This is a genomic window from Streptomyces sp. NPDC048254, assembly GCF_043201895.1.
Lineage (GTDB): Bacteria > Actinomycetota > Actinomycetes > Streptomycetales > Streptomycetaceae > Streptomyces.
Genome location: NZ_JBICZJ010000009.1, coordinates 99,854 through 116,352 on the forward strand (window position 1 = coordinate 99,854; position 16,499 = coordinate 116,352).

Consider the following 16,499-nt stretch of genomic DNA (forward strand, 5'->3'; position numbering starts at 1 on the left):
CCGACTGTCGCACCGGCCGCTGCCACCGTCAAGAGCTGATGACCCGTCAGATGACCGAGACCCCGGCCAGCCAGCCCCCGTCGATCACGAACGGCTGCCCGGTGATGTACGACGAGTCGTCCGAGGTCAGGAAGAGCGCCAGCCTGGCCACCTCCTCCGCCCGCCCGATCCGGCCCAGCGGCACCAGCTTGCGGTACAGCTCGTCCAGGGCCCGGCTCATCTCCGCCGGATCGGCGGTGGGGTCCAGCCGGGCCGGGTTGGACATCGCGGTGTCGATGGCCCCCGGGCAGATCGCGTTGACCCGTATCCGCCGGCCGGCCAGCTCCAGCGCGGCGACCCGGGTGAGCCCGAGCACCGCGTGCTTGGTCGCGGCGTAGGTGCCGACGGCCGCCATGCCGGTGAGCGCGGTGTAGGACGCGGTGTTGACGATGGTCCCCCCGTCGGCCAGCTCCGGCGCCACCGTCTTCATGCCCAGGAAGCAGCCGACCTGGTTCACCTGCACGACCTGCATGAACTCGTCGAGAGGGGTGTCCACCAGCGCGTTGAACCGCAGGATGCCCGCGTTGTTCACCAGCCCGTCGAGCCGGCCGTACGCCTGCTTCGTGGCGGCGACGGCGGCCTGCCACTCCTCCTCCACGCCCACGTCCAGGTGGGCGTAGCGGGCCCCGATCTCCTTGGCGAGCGCCTCGCCCAGGTCGTCCAGCACATCCGCCACGACCACGCGCGCGCCCTCCTCGACGAAGAGCCGCGCCTCCTGCTCGCCCTGTCCGCGCGCCGCCCCGGTGACGATGACGACCCGCCCGTCCAGCTTGCCCATGCCACCCGCTCCTCAGCTCAGCCAGGGCGCGACGTCCGCCCCGAACATGCTTATCTGGTCGATGAGTTCGGCCCGGCTCCGGCTGCGGAACCGCACCTGGATCTGGTGCACGCCCATCGCGCCGTAGGCCCGCAGCGACTCGGCGACGGCCTCCGGGGCGCCGGCGAGGGTGCGGCGGCCCACCGCCCAGTCCGGGGTGCCGATGTACAGCGGTTCGGTGATCGCGCCGACGGTCAGCGGCTCCTCGATGCCGGCCTCCTCGCGCAGCCGCCGCAGGCGGGCGATCTGCGCCGGGAGCCGGTCCCGCGGGTCGCCCTGCGGCAGCCAGCCGTCACCCTTGAGCGCGGCCCGCCGCACGGCGGCCGGCGAGGACCCGCCGACCCACACCGGCACCCGCTCCTGCGCGGGCCGGGGCCGCTGCCCGAGCCCCTCGAAGTCGCAGAACTTGCCGTGGTGGGAAGGGAACTCGTCCGGTCCGAGCGCGGCGCGCAACGCGTCGATCGCCTCGTCGAGCACCGCGCCCCGCCGCTCGAAGTCCACCCCCAGCACCTCGAACTCCTCCCGCACGTGCCCGGCCCCGACCCCGAGGATCAGGCGGCCGCCGGAGAGGTGGTCGAGGGTCGCGTACTGCTTGGCGGAGAGGAGGGGGTGCCGGAGTCCCACGACGGCGACATGGCTGAGCAGCCGTATCCGCTCGGTCACGGCGGCCAGGTGGGCCAGGGTGGCGACCGGGTCGTACCAGACCGTGCTCATGGCGGCGGCCAGCCGGCGCGGGATCGCCACGTGGTCACAGACGGCGAGGTAGGCGAAGCCGGCGTGCTCGGCGGCGCGGGCGATCGCCACCAGGTCCGCCGGACCGGCGGCGGCCTCCCAGGGCTCCGCGTAGAGGGTGGACTGGGACTGGACGGGGAGTTGCATCCCGTACGCCGGGCGCCCGTCCGGCAGGGTTTGGATGGACACACGTCCTCCTGGACCTGATGGACCGAATCTGATGGATCGAACCTGATGGGTCGAACCTGATGGATCGTCACATCCGAGCTGTCGGAGCCATCGTCTTACCTGACGTACCGTCAGACAAGGGCCGGGGGCAATGATCGTCCGGTGAAGAATGTCCACCTCTCTGACCGATTGACCCGAGGCCGTCGTGGTCATGTCCCGGGCCTGTCACCGGGTGAGGACGGCCCGGCAGGGGCTCGTACTGGCTGGCGACGGCTCGGGGGGTCCGGGTCGCACCGGACACGGGGAGACCGACATGATCCGCAACCGCATCGCCGCGCTGGCCGCCACCGCGGTCGCCGCGTCCCTGCTGCTGACCGCCTGCAACGCCACCGACGAGGCCGCCTCGGCGGCCAAGGACGGGGTCGGCACCGCGCTGCAGAGCCTGCACTTCGACAGCGGCACCGCGAAGCAGAACCACGCACCCGCCAAGACCGGCGACTGGGCCACCGCCGCCGGCAAGCCGGCGGCGACCCCGGCCGCCAAGAAGTGGGTGCAGCTGAGCGCGTCGCGGGCGGGCGATCTGAACCCGGTCGTCGTCAACGGCGCGGGCTTCACCCTCTACCGCTTCGACAAGGACACCGCGAACCCGTCCAAGTCCAACTGCAACGACGCGTGCGCGACCACCTGGCCGCCGGTCGTCGTCGCCCCGGGCGGCAAGATCTTCATCGACGGGGTGGCCAAGTCCGACGTCGGCGTGGTCAAGCGGGCCGACGGCAACCTCCAGGTGACCGTCGGCGGCTGGCCGGTCTACCGCTTCAGCAAGGACCTCAAGCCCGGCGACACCAACGGGCAGGGCGTGGGCGGCACCTGGTTCGGCGTGACGCCGGACGGGCAGAAGGCCGGGGCCCAGGACCAGGGCGGCACCGGTGGCACCGGTGGCACCGGGACCGGTACGGCCGCCTCGACCAGCGTCGTCCTCTCCGACGAGACCGACTTCGGCGACCCCTCCGAGGGCCTGGCCGGCTCCGGCTGCCAGAACGTCGCCCGCGACGACTCCGCCTCCTCCCTCCGGGCCTCCGGCACCCTGAAGATCTGGTCGGAGAAGAACTGCAAGGGCGAGTCCAAGGTGGTCCAGGGCGACATCGCCGACCTGGCGTCGATCGGGTTCGACAACAAGATCTCGTCGGTGTTCCTCGGCTGACGCCGGCGCCGAGGGACCTGACGCCACATACCCGCACGCGCCCGGTTGCGGCCCCCGTTCCGCCGGGGCCGCGACCGGGCGCACCCGGACTGCCACGCCCAGGCGCCCGGGACAGCGGGCGCGCGACGGTGACGGCACCCCGCGGACGGGGGCCTGCGCACCCGGATCAGCCCGCCCACAGCCCGTCGACCGTCAGCCCCAGCAGTTCGATCGCGTTCCCGCGGACGATCCGCTCCACCACGTCCGGGGCGAGGTGGCCCATCTGGGCCTCGCCGACCTCGCGTGACTTCGGCCAGGTGGAGTCGGAGTGCGGGTAGTCGGTCTCGTAGAGGACGTTGCCGACGCCGATCGCGTCCAGGTTCTTCAGGCCGAAGGCGTCGTCGAAGAAGCAGCCGTAGACGTGCTCGGCGAAGAGTTCGGAGGGCGGGCGGGTGACCTTGTCGGCGACGCCGCCCCAGGCGCGGTTCTCCTCCCAGACGACGTCGGCGCGTTCCAGGATGTACGGGATCCAGCCGATCTGGCCCTCCGCGTACATCACCTTCAGGTTCGGGAAGCGCTCGAACTTGCCGCTCATCAGCCAGTCGACCATCGAGAAGCAGCAGTTGGCGAAGGTGATGGTGGAGCCGACGGCGGGCGGCGCGTCGGCGGAGGTGGAGGGCATCCGGCTGCTGGAGCCGATGTGCATGGCGACGACCGTGCCGGTCTCGTCGCAGGCGGCGAGGAAGGGGTCCCAGTCGTCGGTGTGGACGGAGGGCAGCCCGAGGTGCGGGGGGATCTCGGAGAAGGCGACCGCGCGGACACCCCGGGCCGCGTTCCGGCGGACCTCCGCGGCCGCCAGTCCGGCGTCCCACAGGGGGATGAGGGCGAGGGGTATCTGACGGCCCCGGGCCAGCGGGCCGCACCACTCCTCCACCATCCAGTCGTTGTAGGCCCGGACGCAGAGCAGGGCCAGCTCGCGGTCCTTGGCCTCGGTGAAGGTCTGCCCGCAGAAGCGCGGGAACGTCGGGAAACAGAGGGCGGACTGGACGTGGTTGACGTCCATGTCGGCGAGCCGCTGCGGGATGTCGTACGACCCCGCCCGCATCTGCTCGTACGTGATCACCTCCAGCTTGATCTCGTCCCGGCTGTAGCCGACCGCGGTGTCGAGGCGGGTGAGGGGGCGGTGCAGGTCCTCGTAGATCCACCAGTCGCCGGTGGGGCCGTCCTCCCCGGGCCTGCCCATCACGGGCTTGAACCGGCCGCCGAGGAAGCTCATCTCGCGGAGCGGGGCGCGGACTATGCGCGGCCCGGTGTCCAGGTACTTCTTCGGGAGGCGGGACTGCCAGACGTCCGGCGGCTCCACGGTGTGGTCGTCGACGGAGATGATCAGCGGAAACGTGCCGTCCTGGGTGTCCATGGCGCTCACGGTAGCGCCGATCTGACGAGCCGTCAGCTACGAGGGTGACGGCTCGTCAGGCGCTACGGCGATGGCGGCCTATTCCCTCGGCGGGATTCACCGACTCCGGCGCGGAGGACGTCGATCCGCCCGCGGAATCGTTCCGGCAGACGTCCGCCCTGCTGGCGGGGGTCGCGGCCGTGTGAAGACTGTGTGGACCACCGTGTGTCGCCCTGTGATCGGCGTCTCCCCCGGCTGACGCGGCCCGCCCGGACAAGGCAGACTGACGGGGTGAAGCGGGATGTCTAGGGGGACGGGCATGGACGGTGGACCACGGGTACCGGAGCAGCGGCGCGCCCCCTCCTCGACGGAGGCGACGGCGTTGCGCTTCAGTGTGCTCGGTCCGGTGCGCGCCTGGCGCGAGGGACAACCGCTCAACACCGGCTCCCCCCAGCAACGCGCCCTGCTCGCCGCCCTGTTGCTGCGCGAGGGCCGCACGGCGACCGCGGGCGAGCTGATCGACGCACTGTGGGGCACCGAGCCGCCGTCGCAGGCACTGGCGGCGGTACGCACGTACGCGTCCCGGCTGCGGAAGATCCTGGACCCGGGCGTCCTGGTCAGCGAGTCCGGCGGGTACGCGGTGCGGGGGCTGGGCGAGGGCGCCCTGGACCTGGCGGTCGCCCAGGACCTGGCGGCCGGGGCGGAGAAGGCGCGCGGCGCCGGAGACCTGTCCCACGCCCGTGACGTGCTGAACCGGGCGCTCGCCCTGTGGGACGGCGAGCCGCTGGCTGGCGTCCCCGGCCCGTACGCCGACGCGCAGCGGGTCCGCCTGGAGGAGTGGCGGCTGCAACTCCTGGAGTCCCGGCTGGACATGGACCTGGAGCAGGGCTGCCACGCGGAGGCGGTGTCCGAGCTGACGGCACTGACCGCGGCGCACCCGCTCCGCGAGCGGCTCCGTGAACTCCTCATGCTCGCCCTGTACCGCAGCGGCCGGCAGGCGGAGGCCCTCGCGGTCTACGCCGACACCCGCCGCCTGCTCGCCGAGGAACTCGGCGTGGACCCCCGCCCCGGCCTGCGCGAGCTGCAGCAGCGGATCCTGCAGGCCGACCCGGCGCTGGCGGAGCCGCCGTCCCCGGCCTCGGAAACACCGGCCGTCCCGGTCCGTCCGGCCCAGCTCCCGGCCACGGTGCCCGACTTCACCGGCCGGTCCGCCTTCGTCGCCGAATTGAGCGAGGTGCTGGCCTCGGCGGAGGGCCGGGTGATGGCCGTGTCCGCGCTAGCGGGCATCGGAGGCGTCGGCAAGACCACCCTCGCCGTGCACGTGGCCCACCATGCGCGGTCGGGCTTCCCGGACGGACAGTTGTACGTCGACCTCCAGGGCACCGGGGCACAGGCGGCGGACCCGGAGACGGTCCTCGGCTCCTTCCTGCGCGCCCTCGGTACGCCGGGCTCCGCCATCCCCGACTCCCTCGACGACCGGGCGGCCCTGTACCGCTCGGTCCTGGACGGCCGCCGGGTCCTCGTCCTGCTCGACAACGCGAAGGACGCGGCCCAGGTGCGGCCGCTGCTGCCCGGTACGGAGGGCTGTGCGGCCCTGGTCACCTCTCGTGTCCGGATGGTCGACCTGGCCGGGGCGCACCTGGTCGACCTGGACGTGATGTCCCCCGACGAGGCGCTCCAGCTCTTCACGAGGATCGTCGGCGAGGAGCGGGTGGCCGCGGAGCGCGAGGCGGCCCTGGACGTGGTGGCGGCCTGCGGCTTCCTCCCGCTCGCGATCCGCATCGCCGCGTCGCGTCTCGCGGCCCGCCGCACCTGGACGGTGTCGGTGCTGGCGGCGAAGCTCGCCGACGAACGCCGCCGCCTGGACGAACTCCAGGCGGGCGACCTCGCGGTGAAGGCGACCTTCGAGCTGGGCTACGGCCAGCTCGAACCGGCCCAGGCCCGCGCCTTCCGCCTGCTGGGCCTGGCCGACGGCCCGGACATGTCGCTGGCGGCCGCGGCAGCCGTCCTGAACCTCCCGCAGGACAGGACCGAGGACCTCCTCGAAACCCTCGTGGACACGTCCCTGCTCGAATCGGCGGCCCCCGGCCGCTACCGCTTCCACGACCTCGTACGGCTCTACGCACGTGCCTGCGCGGAACGCGACGAACAGCCCCCCAGCGAGGGCGAGGCGGCGATGTCGCGGCTGCTCGACTTCTATCTGTCCACGGCGGCAGGGGTTTATGCGATCGAGCGGCCGGGAGACCGGTTGGTGAATCACCTCGAACCCACCAACCACCCGGGCCTGGCCTTTACCGACTCCAAGACCGCGGTGGACTGGCTGTACGCGGAAGGTGAGTGTCTCCTGGCCTGCGTCCGGCAGAGCGCAGGGCACGGCATGCTGAGGCGGGCGGTGGACCTGTTGTGGGTCGCCAAGGACCTCACCGAATCCGGGGCGAACTCCCATCAGTACGAAAGCACCGCCGTGGCCCTGCGGGACCTGGCACAGGAGATGGGCGACAGCCGTTCCGAAGGCCGTGCGCGCACCGCGTTGACCAACGCGCTGCTGGTGTCGGACAAGTTCACGCAGGCCGACGAGGAGGCACGCCTGGCGATCCTGCGCGCTCAGGAGTCGGGAGACCTCGCGCCCTGCTGCTGGGCACCCAACGACCGGGGAATCATCGCTCTCTACCAGGGGCGCAACGACGACGGGGAGAAGTACCTCCAGGAGGCAGCCGCCAATTACCGCGCGGACGGAAACCTGCCCGGCGAGGCCGCCGCGCTGTGCAATCTCTCCCGCATCCAAGTCAAACTCGGGCGTCTCACCAGCGCAGTCGAACTGGCCAGGCGGGGACTCGCCATCTTCGACCAGTTCGGGCTGACCCTCCGTGTCGCCAACGCACGCCTTGCCCTCGGTATCGCACTCAGCGCGGCCGGTCGCGGTCCGGAGGCTCTGGAGGAACTCCACGAAGCGCTCCGGCTGTTCCAGGAGAACCGGCAGCGTCTCTGGGAGGGCACGGCCAACTTCCGTATCGCCGAGACCCATCTCGCGGGCGGGCAGCTCGCCCTGGCGGCACGTCACGCGGAGCAGGCACTGGCCCTCCACGTCATCGGAGGTGACTGGATGCGGGCCAACGTACTGACCACGTTGGGGCTGGCTCTCAATCAACTGGGTCAGACCGACCGGGCCCGGGCATGCTGGAGCGAGGCCCTCATCATCCACGAGCAGTCCGGGGCGGCCGAGGCCGAGCAGGTGAAGGCCCTTCTCAGGCCGGCCACGACGGCCTGAGAAGCCAGACAGGCGGCACGTTCATCGTTCGTTTATCACCGCACGCCATTCTCATGAGTGCCAGCCGTCGCGTCGGGGGGCAGACGGCTCGGCACTTGGCCCCACCGTTTAGTGTGAGCGGCCTTGATGTGCCTGTCCGGCGACACCCGGGGGAGTCGCCGGACAGGCACATCGTCTTCTCAGAAGCGCAGCAGAAAGGTGCCGACGATGACCGAAGCCTCGAAGAAGCAGAAGATCGCCACGCTGGAGAACCACGCCAGCAGCCCGGACGACGGCTCCTCGACGGTCGAGCCCCTGGAGAACCACGCCGGCAGCGTCACGGAGAACGAAATCGTCAAGCCGCTGGAGAACCACGCCGGCGTCGTGGAAGAGGGCATCTTGAAGACCCTGGAGAACCACGCCGGGTCCGAAACGGCGTAAGGCTCACGCACACGACGGGGATCGGCCGCGGCGGCGCGGAGGGGGAGCCGTCGCGGCCGAGGTTTGTTCGACGGGAGGTTCGGGTCACTGCGTGGCGTGGACCAAACCGGACCTCGCCGCAGCCGCCCCGCCGCCTTCGAACGAGTCGCCCAGCTCGCACCACACCGTCTTGCCCGCCGCCACCCGCTCCACGCCCCAACGCAGCGCCACCACGTCCAGCACGGCCAGGCCCTTTCCGGATGAGCGCATCCACGCGAGAATGGCGTGCGGAGTTGTGGAATCACGTGAACCCGCCCGCCTATTGAGGAATCCTCCGCGAGTTGCTGATCCAGCGTCCGCCGATTCCATCAGCGGAGATGGCCGAGCAACTGGAGCAACATCCTTCACGTGGACCAGTCCACGGACAGCGTTGCGCAATCGACCGCCGTCCACCCCCTCATGTGCGGCATGGCCGAGATCAGGACCTTCAGCGCGTCCTCACGGACAACGCCTGGGCCCACCGCAAGGGCCTGGTAGTGCTCCCTTACGTCGAGTGACCTCACCTGGTGGTGGGCATCTTCGTGGTGTGAAGCCGGGAGAAGTCGGGGGCTCCGCGGCCAGTTGGCGGAATTCGTTGCCGATGTCTTCGCTTCGGTGCCGCAGCGGGATCAGCGGCGGTGGGGTGAGTGTTATCTGCAGGGCACACCCACGAGAAGGTTCCAGCGACGACGCCAGAACCGGGGCGAGCGCCTCGGCGTACGCCTCCGAGAGGTGACTGTCGTCGCGGTAGACGGCGGTGTCGGCGACGACCACAGGTCACCAACGCCACCCCGACCGGCTTCTGCCGCACAGGGCTCCTCACCGACGTCGCGTGCGACGCGGGCGGCGGTGACGTGCGCATCCGGGCCACCGGCACCTTCGCCAACCCCAACCTGCTCGGCGCCTGCCTGGTGCTGCTGCTGCCGTTCGCCCTGCTGGCCGCCGTGCCGGTGGACGAGCGCACGGCCCGGACGGCGATCGTCGTCATGGTCGTCGGCGGGTACGGGGCGCTGGTCACCACCTTCTCCCGCGCCGGGTACGTCGCGGGAGCCGCCGGGCTCCTCGTCCTGGGCGTCGCCTACTGGCTGGCGCCCCGGCTCGCCGACCGGGCGCAGCGGCGGCTGTACGCGGTGGTGGGCGGGCTGGGCCTGCTCGGCGCGGCCGGGGTCATCTGGGCGGTGTCCAGGGCCGGGGACTCGCTGGGCGTGCGCGGGCAGGCCTGGCGGGCCGCGCTCCAGGTGGCCCGGCGCAATCCGCTGGGGGTGGGGCTCGGGCGGTCCGGCGAGGCGATATCCGCCGCGGCCCCCGGGGACCGGGTGTTCGTGCACGCCCACAACCTGTGGCTCAACTGGCTGGTGGAGACCGGCCCCCCTCGGGCTGATCGCGATCGTCGCGGTGACCGTCGTGGCCTGGGCGAGCGCGGGGCGGGCCGCCCGCGCCAAGTCCGTGCCCGGTACGTTCGGACTCGCCTCGCTGACCGGCTTCTTCCTCGCCGGCATGCTGGACGACCCGGCCAACCTGGACCGGATCAGCATGCTGTTCTGGCTGGTGCTGGGTGTGGTGATGGCCGAGGCGCCGGGCGGGTGGCGGCGCCGCCCGGGGGTGGTGCCGGACGACGACACCATCGTCCACACCCGGGTCCGGCTTCCCGGCACAGCCCGCAATCCGTCGCCGCCCGCACCCGCACCCGTCCTGTCTAGGCCCGCAGCTCCCCCTTCACCACCTTCCCGCTCGCGTTCCGCGGCAGTTCGCCCACGAACTCCACCACCCGCGGCACCTTGTAGTTCGCCATCTCCCGGCGCGCCCAGGCGATCAGGTCGTCCCCGGTCAGCGCCGAGCCCCGGCGGCGCACCACGAACGCCCTGCCGACCTCGCCCAGCCGCCCGTCCGGTACGCCGATCACCGCCACGTCCGCCACATCCGGGTGCAGGCCCAGCAGTTGCTCTATCTCCGCCGGGTAGGCGTTGAAGCCGCCGACGATGAACATGTCCTTCAGCCGGTCGGTGATCCGCAGGTTCCCGGCCGCGTCCAGGACGCCGACGTCGCCCGTGCGCAGCCAGCCGTCCGCCGTCAGCGTCTCGGCGGTCGCGGTCGCGTCCTCGTAGTAGCCGCGCATCACGTTGAAGCCCCGGACCAGTACCTCGCCCGGCTCGCCCGGCGCCGCGTCCACCCGTACCTCCGTGCCGGGGATCGCCCGCCCCGAGGTCGACGCGATCACCGAAGGGGCGTCCCCGCGGCGGCACATCGTCACGATGCCGCTCGCCTCCGAGAGGCCGTACGCGGTGAGGACGGTCTCGACGCCCAGTTCGCCGCGCAGGCGCTCGACGAGGAGCAGGGGTACGACCGCCGCTCCCGTCACCACCAGCCGCAGCGCCGAGAGGTCGTGGGTGTCGCGCGCCGGGTGGTCCAGGAGCGACTGGTGGAGGGTCGGGGGACCGGGCAGGACCGAGACCCGTTCCGCCGCGACGTTCGCCAGCACCGTCTCCACGTCGAACACCGGCTGCGGGATCATCGTCGCGCCCCGCATCAGGCAGGCGATCACCCCGGCCTTGTAGCCGAACGTGTGGAAGAAGGGGTTCACGATCAGGTAGCGGTCGTCCCTGCGCAGGCCCGCCAGGTCGGCCCACACCTCGTAGGCCCGCAGGGTCTGCGCGTGCGTGATCACCGCGCCCTTGGGGCGGCCCGTCGTACCGGAGGTGAAGACGATGTCGGAGAGCGAGTCGCCGTCCAGCCCGGCCGCGCGGGCGGCGACCTCTGCGGCCGGCACGCCCTCCCCGGCCGCCAGGAAGTCCTTCCAGGTGCGGAAGTCCACCGGCGCGTCCTGCGACAGCACCACCACGTCCCGCAGCAGCGGCAGCCCCGGCAGCGGGCCCGGGGAGTCCCCCTCCCCGGCCGCCCGCCTGAGCGAGGCCACGTACGACGTGCCCAGGAACGTCCCCGTCACGAACAGCAGACGCGCCCCGCTCCGCCGCAGCACGTCCGCCGCCTCCGCGCCCTTGAAGCGGGTGTTCAGCGGGACCAGCACCCCGCCCGCCGACACCGCCCCCAGCGCCGCGACGATCCAGTCCAGGGAGTTGGGCGCCCAGACGGCCACCCGGTCGCCGGCCTCGACGCCGGCCGCCATGCAGGCGGCGGCCGCCCGTTCCACCCGGGCGCCCAGCTCGGCGTAGGTGACGCGGGTACGGCCGTCCACCACCGCCTCGGCGTCCGCGTACCGCCGGGCCGCCGACCGCACCAGCCCCGGAACGGTCCCCCACTCCATGTCACCGCGCACAACGGCCTCCCCAGGCGAGAGCACAGAACGCATAGCTGACGGTACGTCAGATTAGCTGTAGCCTGACTGACTGTCAGCAGCCCTTCAGCAGCTCGCGGAGGTGTGCACATGGCCGGGATCCGGGACGCCACCGCCATCGTCGGGATCGGACAGACCCCCTTCGCCAAACGGCTCGACGAGGACGAGCGGACCCTCGCCTGCCGTGCCGTCCTCGCCGCCCTCGACGACGCCGGGATCGCCCCCGGCGAGGTCGACGCCCTCGCCTCCTTCACCATGGAGGAGACCGACGAGGTGGAGCTGGCCAAGGCGGTCGGGTTCGGGGATCTGACCTTCTTCAGCAAGGTGGGGTACGGGGGCGGGGGCTCCTGCGCCACCGTCGCCCACCTCGCCACGGCCATCGCCTCCGGGCAGGCCACGGTCGGCGTCGCCTGGCGATCACGGAAGCGCGGCTCCGGACCCCGCCCCTGGACGAACACCACCGTCCAGCTGCCCACCCCGGCCCAGTGGACCCGCCCCTTCGGCCTGCTCCGGCCCGCCGACGAGATAGCCATGCTCACCCGCCGCTACATGCACGAGTACGGCGCCACCCGCGACCACCTCTTCAACGTCGCCCTCGCCTGCCGCAACCGCGCCAACCAGAACCCCGCCGCCGTCATGTACGACCGCCCCCTGACCCGCGAGATGTACATGACCTCCCGGTGGATCAGCGAGCCCCTCTGCCTCTTCGACAACTGCCTGGAGACGGACGGGGCGTTGGCGTGCGTGGTGGTCAGCAGGGAGCGCGCCCGCGACTGCGCCCGGAAACCCGTCTACGTCCACTCCGCCGCCCAGGGCCTCCCCGCCCAGCACCACGGCATGGTCAACTACTGGAACGACGACCCGCTCACCGGTCCGGCCTGGACCGCCGCCCGGCACCTGTGGAAGCACGCCGACTTCACCCCGGAGGACGTCGACGTCGCCCAGATCTACGACGCCTTCAGCGCGCTGATCCCGCTCTCCCTGGAGGGGTACGGCTTCTGCGGCCGAGGGGAGGGCGGGGCCTTCACCGAGCAGGGGGCGCTGGAGATCGGCGGGCGGCTGCCCGTCAACACCGCGGGCGGCGGGCTCAGCGAGGCCTACGTGCACGGGTTCAACCTCATCACCGAGGGCGTCAAGCAGCTGCGCGGCACCAGTACCGCCCAGGTCCCCGGCGCCGCCACCTGCCTGGTCACCGCGGGCGAGGGCGTGCCGACCTCCGCCCTCCTCCTCACCAACCGGAGCTGAGATGCTGCCACCGGTCACCGACACCGACGGCGCGCCCTTCTGGGAGTACGCGGCGCTCGGCGAACTCCGCGTCCAGGCCTGCGCCGACTGCCACGAGCCCCGCTTCCCGCCCCGCCCGTGCTGCCCGCACTGCCAGTCCTTCGCTAGCGAGTGGCGGCCGACGAGCGGCCGGGGCCGGATCTGGTCGTACGTCGTCCCGCACCCGCCGCTGCTCCCCGAGTACGCGGCGCAGGCGCCGTACAACGTCGTGGTCGTCGAGCTGGCGGACCTGCCGCGCATACGCCTGGTGGGGAACCTGGTCAGCGCGGCCGGGGCGCCGCTCGACTCCCTCGCCCCCGACCGGATCCGGATCGGCGCCAGGGTGCAGGCGGTGTTCGCGGACGGTCTTCCGCAGTGGGTCCTGGAGCGGCCGTGAGCCTGCGCCTCGACACGGACAAGGACACCGGGGTCGCCGTCCTCACCCTCGACCGCCCCGCGAAGCTCAACGCCATCGACCTCGCGACCGCCGCCGAACTCTCCGCCACCTGGCGGGCGTTGCGCTTCGACGACGCCGTACGGGCCGTCGTCCTCACCGGTGCCGGCGGGCGCGCCTTCAGCACCGGTCTCGACCGGGACACCGTCGTGCCGCAGCCGTCCTCGCCCTACAGCCAGGACGATCCGCTGATCGCGATCGGCCCCAAGACGAACGACCTGTGGAAGCCGGTGATCGCCGCCGTGGCCGGAATGGCCTGCGGGGGTGCCTTCTACCTCCTCGGCGAGGCGGACTTCGTCATCGCCGACGAGACCGCCGCCTTCTTCGACCCGCACACCTCCTACGGCATGGTCAGCGCGTACGAGTCGGTACTGATGGCACAGCGGATGCCGTACGGGGAGGTGGCCCGGCTGGTGCTCATGGGCAACGCCGAGCGTGTCTCCGCCCGGCGGGCGTACGAGGTGGGGCTGGTGTCCGAAGTGACGCCCGCCGGTGCGGCGTTGGAGGCGGCCGTGCGGTGCGCGACCGTGATCGCCGGGTATCCGGCCGAGGGCGTGCAGGGGAGCGTGCGGGCGCTGTGGGCGGCGAAGGAGGCGGCGCGGGAGCGGGGGTACGGGCAGGCGCCGTATCTGATCGCGCTGGGGAACCTGCCGGACGACCGGCAGGCCGAACTGTTCGGCAACCGGCCCCGGACCACGCCCCGTATCCGCTGAGTCACCGCGTGGCGGGGGTGGGCCGACGGGCGTAGCGTTCGCTGTGGGAGCCGACTCCCACCCCGAGCGACGGCCGCCGTGCACAACCCTTCCGTGCGACGGCCGTCCCGGGTACGTCGTGGCCTGGCAGCGCCCCTTCTTTCAGGGGCGCGGGGAACTGCGCGAACGGCCCCCACGCCGCCGCAGCCGCCACTCAACCGGTCCCGGCACTCACGCCGTGCGCGCCGTCCCCGTCCCCTTCTCCGCGTCCAGCGCGTACACGCACCGGTCCTTGCTGCACGCGTACACCACCCCGTCCCGCACCACCGGCGACCCGGTGATCTCCCCGCCGGTCGCCAGCTTCCACCGCAGGCGTCCGTCGTCGGCCTTCAGGGTGTAGAGGAGATGGTCGGTGGAGCCGAAGTGGATCCGGCCCTCCGCCACCACCGGCGCCCCCACCACGTCCCCGCCCGCCTGGAAGCGCCACTTGGGCGTCCCGGTGACCGCGTCCAGGGTGTACAGCCCCTTGCCGCTGCCGACGTGCACCTGCCCGGCGGCCACCAGCACCGGCTCGATCGACGCGCGGGCCTCCGTCGCGATCCGCCAGCGGTCGCGGCCGTCGGTGGCGTCGAGGGCGTACACGGTGCCGAGATAGTCCGCGAGGTAGACGCCGCCGCCGGTGACCGCGGGGCCGGGTACGAAGGCCGGCGGGGAGAGGAAGACGGCCGGCGCCTCGAAGTGCCAGCGGACGCGCCCCGTCGCCGCGTCGAGGGCGATGACGCGGGTGCCCGCGGAGGCGTACACGAAGCCGTCGGGGGCGTGGGTGAGGCGGACCGGGACGCCGCCGCAGGAGGCCGCGTCGCCGATGGGGTAGGACCAGCGCTCGTCGCCGGTCCTGGCGTCCAGCGCGCGCAGGCGGGCGTCCTGCCAGACGAAGACCGTGCCCTCGTGCAGGGAGGGCCCGGACTCGGGGGCCTCGAAGTCGGTCTGGGCGCCGGACAGCTCCCAGAGTCTCTGCCCGTTGGAGGCCTCCCAGGCCTGGACGCCGCCGCCCCGGGTGCCGGTGACGAGGGTGCCGCGGTCGGCCTTGAGGGCGTACACCCAGGCGTCGGTGGACAGCCGCCACAGGTCGCCGCCCTCGCGGGCCTCCAGGGCGAACAGGGTCGGTCCGTCGGAGGCGTGGATACGGCCGTCCGCCACCGCCATGGACCAGGCGACGTCCCTCGTCTTGAAGCGGCGCCGACCGGTGGCGACGTCGAGGGCGTGCACCTCGAAGGAGGTGACGTAGACGAGGTCGCCGTCGACGGCCGGGGTGCCCCAGACGTCGTTGGACATCCGGAACCGCCAGGGCCGCCAGCCGGACGCCGTCTCCGGGGGCTGGACGGGCACGGGCGGTACGGCGGGATCGGCGCCGTTGACGCCGGGACGCGGCCGAGACCAGTTGGCCACCAGGCCGGCCTCGGGCGGGGGCGCCTTGACGGCGGCGGCGCGGGCGTCGGCGACCCGCGGGCCGGGGCCGATCGGCACCTGGGCGCCGGCCAGCCGGACCGGGCCGGCGTCGGGGGCGCCGACCGGGACCGGGACGACGGGGTCGTAGGAGGGCGGCGGGGGGACCGCGAGCCGGCCGCCGCTGCGGGCGCCGGACGGGCTGGCGGAGGGCTTCACGGCCGGGCGGCCGCCGCGCCGGGACTCGATGAGCGCGACCGCCTTCTCGGGCAGCCACGCGGACGCCGTACCGCTGTCGTCGGAGCCGGAGCCGAAGAGATGGGGGGCCAGCTGGGCCTGGAGGTCGGCCGGGTTGGGGCGGCCGACGGCCTCCATCTGCATACAGGACTCGATGAGGGGGCGGAGTTCCTCCGGGAGGCCTTCGAGGTCCGGGCCCTCGCGCAGCAGCATGAAGACGGTCTCGACCGGGTTGGCGCCGTGGAAGGGCGGGTGGCCGGTGGCGGCGAAGACGAGCATGGAGCCGAGGGAGAAGACGTCGCTGGCGCCGGTGACGCTGCGGGAGTCCTTGGCCTGCTCGGGGGACATGTAGGCGGGGGTGCCGACCGCGACGTTCGTCATCGTCAAACGGGTGTTCGAGACGCCGGACGCGATACCGAAGTCGATGACCCGGGGGCCGTCCTCCACGACGAGGACGTTCGACGGTTTCAGGTCCCGGTGCACCAGGCCGGCGCCGTGGATCGACTGGAGCGCCTCCGCGACGCCCGCCGCGAGCCAGCGGACCGCCTGGGCCGGGAGCGGCCCGCAGTCGTTCACTATCTCTTCGAGCGAGGGCGCGGGAACGTACGCGGTCGCCAGCCACGGCACCGCCGCGCGCGGGTCGGCGTCGACCACGGCCGCCGTGTAGAAGCCGGAGACCGCGCGGGCCGCCTCCACCTCGCGGGTGAAGCGGACCCGGAACAGCTGGTCCTCGGCGAGCTCGGTCCGGACCGTCTTGATCGCCACGCGCCGGCCGGACGCCGAGCGCGCCAGATAGACCAGCCCCATGCCGCCGGCCCCCAGCCGTCCCAGCACCTCGAACGGCCCGATCCGCCGCGGATCGTGCTGCGTCAGCTGATCCACCACTTGCCTGCCACCTCCCCGTACGGGCCCCGTCCACCCACATATGTACGCGACCCCGTGCAGCGTCTCACCACCGCACCGCCATGGCGGCACGCACCCTGATTCTTCCTGGCCCGGGCACAGGTTGCGAACCCGGCGACCAATCGGGGTGTCACGTGACAAAGTGAGACATTTATCCACCGAGAGCCGTCTGTA

General features: G+C 72.5%; 13 protein-coding genes. 7 read left to right on the forward strand and 6 right to left on the reverse strand.

What is annotated here, in order from left to right:
• Positions 1 to 46 precede the first annotated feature (46 nt).
• On the reverse strand, positions 47 to 817 hold the full coding sequence (locus ACGFZQ_RS25050) for an SDR family NAD(P)-dependent oxidoreductase (protein ID WP_393842183.1): 771 nt from the start codon (positions 815 to 817) through the stop codon (positions 47 to 49).
• 12 nt (positions 818 to 829) lie between these two features.
• The gene (locus tag ACGFZQ_RS25055; RefSeq protein WP_393842443.1) at positions 830 to 1,735 is read right to left on the reverse strand and encodes an LLM class F420-dependent oxidoreductase; all 906 of its coding nucleotides are present in this window, start codon (positions 1,733 to 1,735) and stop codon (positions 830 to 832) included.
• 334 nt (positions 1,736 to 2,069) lie between these two features.
• On the opposite strand from ACGFZQ_RS25055, the gene ACGFZQ_RS25060 reads away from it, so the two are divergent.
• Entirely contained in the window at positions 2,070 to 2,957 is an 888-nt protein-coding gene (locus ACGFZQ_RS25060; RefSeq protein ID WP_393842184.1) for a hypothetical protein, read from the forward strand.
• A gap of 166 nt (positions 2,958 to 3,123) precedes the next feature.
• Here the strand turns inward: ACGFZQ_RS25060 and ACGFZQ_RS25065 are convergent, their stop codons facing one another.
• Positions 3,124 to 4,353, reverse strand: a complete 1,230-nt coding sequence (locus ACGFZQ_RS25065) for an amidohydrolase family protein (protein WP_393842185.1) — start codon at positions 4,351 to 4,353, stop codon at positions 3,124 to 3,126.
• A gap of 298 nt (positions 4,354 to 4,651) precedes the next feature.
• Between ACGFZQ_RS25065 and ACGFZQ_RS25070 the strand changes: the two genes are divergently transcribed.
• Positions 4,652 to 7,600 carry a BTAD domain-containing putative transcriptional regulator gene (locus tag ACGFZQ_RS25070; RefSeq protein ID WP_393842186.1) on the forward strand — a complete coding sequence of 983 codons (2,949 nt, stop codon included), beginning with the start codon at positions 4,652 to 4,654 and terminating at the stop codon, positions 7,598 to 7,600.
• Between the two features lie 207 nt (positions 7,601 to 7,807).
• Positions 7,808 to 8,020 (forward strand): hypothetical protein, encoded by a 213-nt coding sequence (locus ACGFZQ_RS25075; protein ID WP_393842187.1) that lies wholly within the window; start codon positions 7,808 to 7,810, stop codon positions 8,018 to 8,020.
• A gap of 84 nt (positions 8,021 to 8,104) precedes the next feature.
• Here the strand turns inward: ACGFZQ_RS25075 and ACGFZQ_RS25080 are convergent, their stop codons facing one another.
• Positions 8,105 to 8,269 (reverse strand): hypothetical protein, encoded by a 165-nt coding sequence (locus ACGFZQ_RS25080; protein WP_393842188.1) that lies wholly within the window; start codon positions 8,267 to 8,269, stop codon positions 8,105 to 8,107.
• 623 nt (positions 8,270 to 8,892) lie between these two features.
• On the opposite strand from ACGFZQ_RS25080, the gene ACGFZQ_RS25085 reads away from it, so the two are divergent.
• A complete protein-coding gene (locus tag ACGFZQ_RS25085; RefSeq protein ID WP_393842189.1) occupies positions 8,893 to 9,738 on the forward strand; it encodes an O-antigen ligase family protein in 846 nt (281 codons plus the stop codon).
• Here ACGFZQ_RS25085 and ACGFZQ_RS25090 read toward each other — a convergent pair.
• On the reverse strand, positions 9,735 to 11,312 hold the full coding sequence (locus tag ACGFZQ_RS25090; RefSeq protein WP_393842190.1) for a FadD3 family acyl-CoA ligase: 1,578 nt from the start codon (positions 11,310 to 11,312) through the stop codon (positions 9,735 to 9,737). The genes ACGFZQ_RS25085 and ACGFZQ_RS25090 overlap by 4 nt on opposite strands.
• A gap of 108 nt (positions 11,313 to 11,420) precedes the next feature.
• Here ACGFZQ_RS25090 and ACGFZQ_RS25095 point away from each other — a divergent pair, with 108 nt between their 5' ends.
• From ACGFZQ_RS25095 to ACGFZQ_RS25105, 3 genes are read left to right on the forward strand one after another with little or no spacing between them, the layout of a single operon-like run.
• Complete coding sequence (locus ACGFZQ_RS25095) at positions 11,421 to 12,575, forward strand: lipid-transfer protein (protein ID WP_393842191.1); 1,155 nt, start codon at positions 11,421 to 11,423, stop codon at positions 12,573 to 12,575.
• A gap of 1 nt (position 12,576) precedes the next feature.
• Positions 12,577 to 12,990, forward strand: a complete 414-nt coding sequence (locus ACGFZQ_RS25100) for a Zn-ribbon domain-containing OB-fold protein (RefSeq protein ID WP_393842192.1) — start codon at positions 12,577 to 12,579, stop codon at positions 12,988 to 12,990.
• Positions 12,987 to 13,760 carry an enoyl-CoA hydratase/isomerase family protein gene (locus ACGFZQ_RS25105; protein ID WP_393842193.1) on the forward strand — a complete coding sequence of 258 codons (774 nt, stop codon included), beginning with the start codon at positions 12,987 to 12,989 and terminating at the stop codon, positions 13,758 to 13,760. Before ACGFZQ_RS25100 ends, ACGFZQ_RS25105 begins: the two co-directional genes overlap by 4 nt.
• 210 nt (positions 13,761 to 13,970) lie before the next feature.
• On the opposite strand, the gene ACGFZQ_RS25110 is transcribed toward ACGFZQ_RS25105, so the two are convergent.
• A complete protein-coding gene (locus ACGFZQ_RS25110; protein WP_393842194.1) occupies positions 13,971 to 16,307 on the reverse strand; it encodes a PQQ-binding-like beta-propeller repeat protein in 2,337 nt (778 codons plus the stop codon).
• Between the last annotated feature and the right edge of the window lie 192 nt (positions 16,308 to 16,499).

Coding starts and splice junctions, on each gene's coding strand:
- ACGFZQ_RS25060 (WP_393842184.1), top strand. CDS start 2,070: ATGATCCGCAACCGCATCGCCGCGCTGGCCGCCACCGCGGTCGCCGCG.
- ACGFZQ_RS25055 (WP_393842443.1), bottom strand. CDS start 1,735: ATGCAACTCCCCGTCCAGTCCCAGTCCACCCTCTACGCGGAGCCCTGG.
- ACGFZQ_RS25100 (WP_393842192.1), top strand. CDS start 12,577: ATGCTGCCACCGGTCACCGACACCGACGGCGCGCCCTTCTGGGAGTAC.
- ACGFZQ_RS25080 (WP_393842188.1), bottom strand. CDS start 8,269: ATGCGCTCATCCGGAAAGGGCCTGGCCGTGCTGGACGTGGTGGCGCTG.
- ACGFZQ_RS25070 (WP_393842186.1), top strand. CDS start 4,652: ATGGACGGTGGACCACGGGTACCGGAGCAGCGGCGCGCCCCCTCCTCG.
- ACGFZQ_RS25095 (WP_393842191.1), top strand. CDS start 11,421: ATGGCCGGGATCCGGGACGCCACCGCCATCGTCGGGATCGGACAGACC.
- ACGFZQ_RS25050 (WP_393842183.1), bottom strand. CDS start 817: ATGGGCAAGCTGGACGGGCGGGTCGTCATCGTCACCGGGGCGGCGCGC.
- ACGFZQ_RS25065 (WP_393842185.1), bottom strand. CDS start 4,353: ATGGACACCCAGGACGGCACGTTTCCGCTGATCATCTCCGTCGACGAC.
- ACGFZQ_RS25075 (WP_393842187.1), top strand. CDS start 7,808: ATGACCGAAGCCTCGAAGAAGCAGAAGATCGCCACGCTGGAGAACCAC.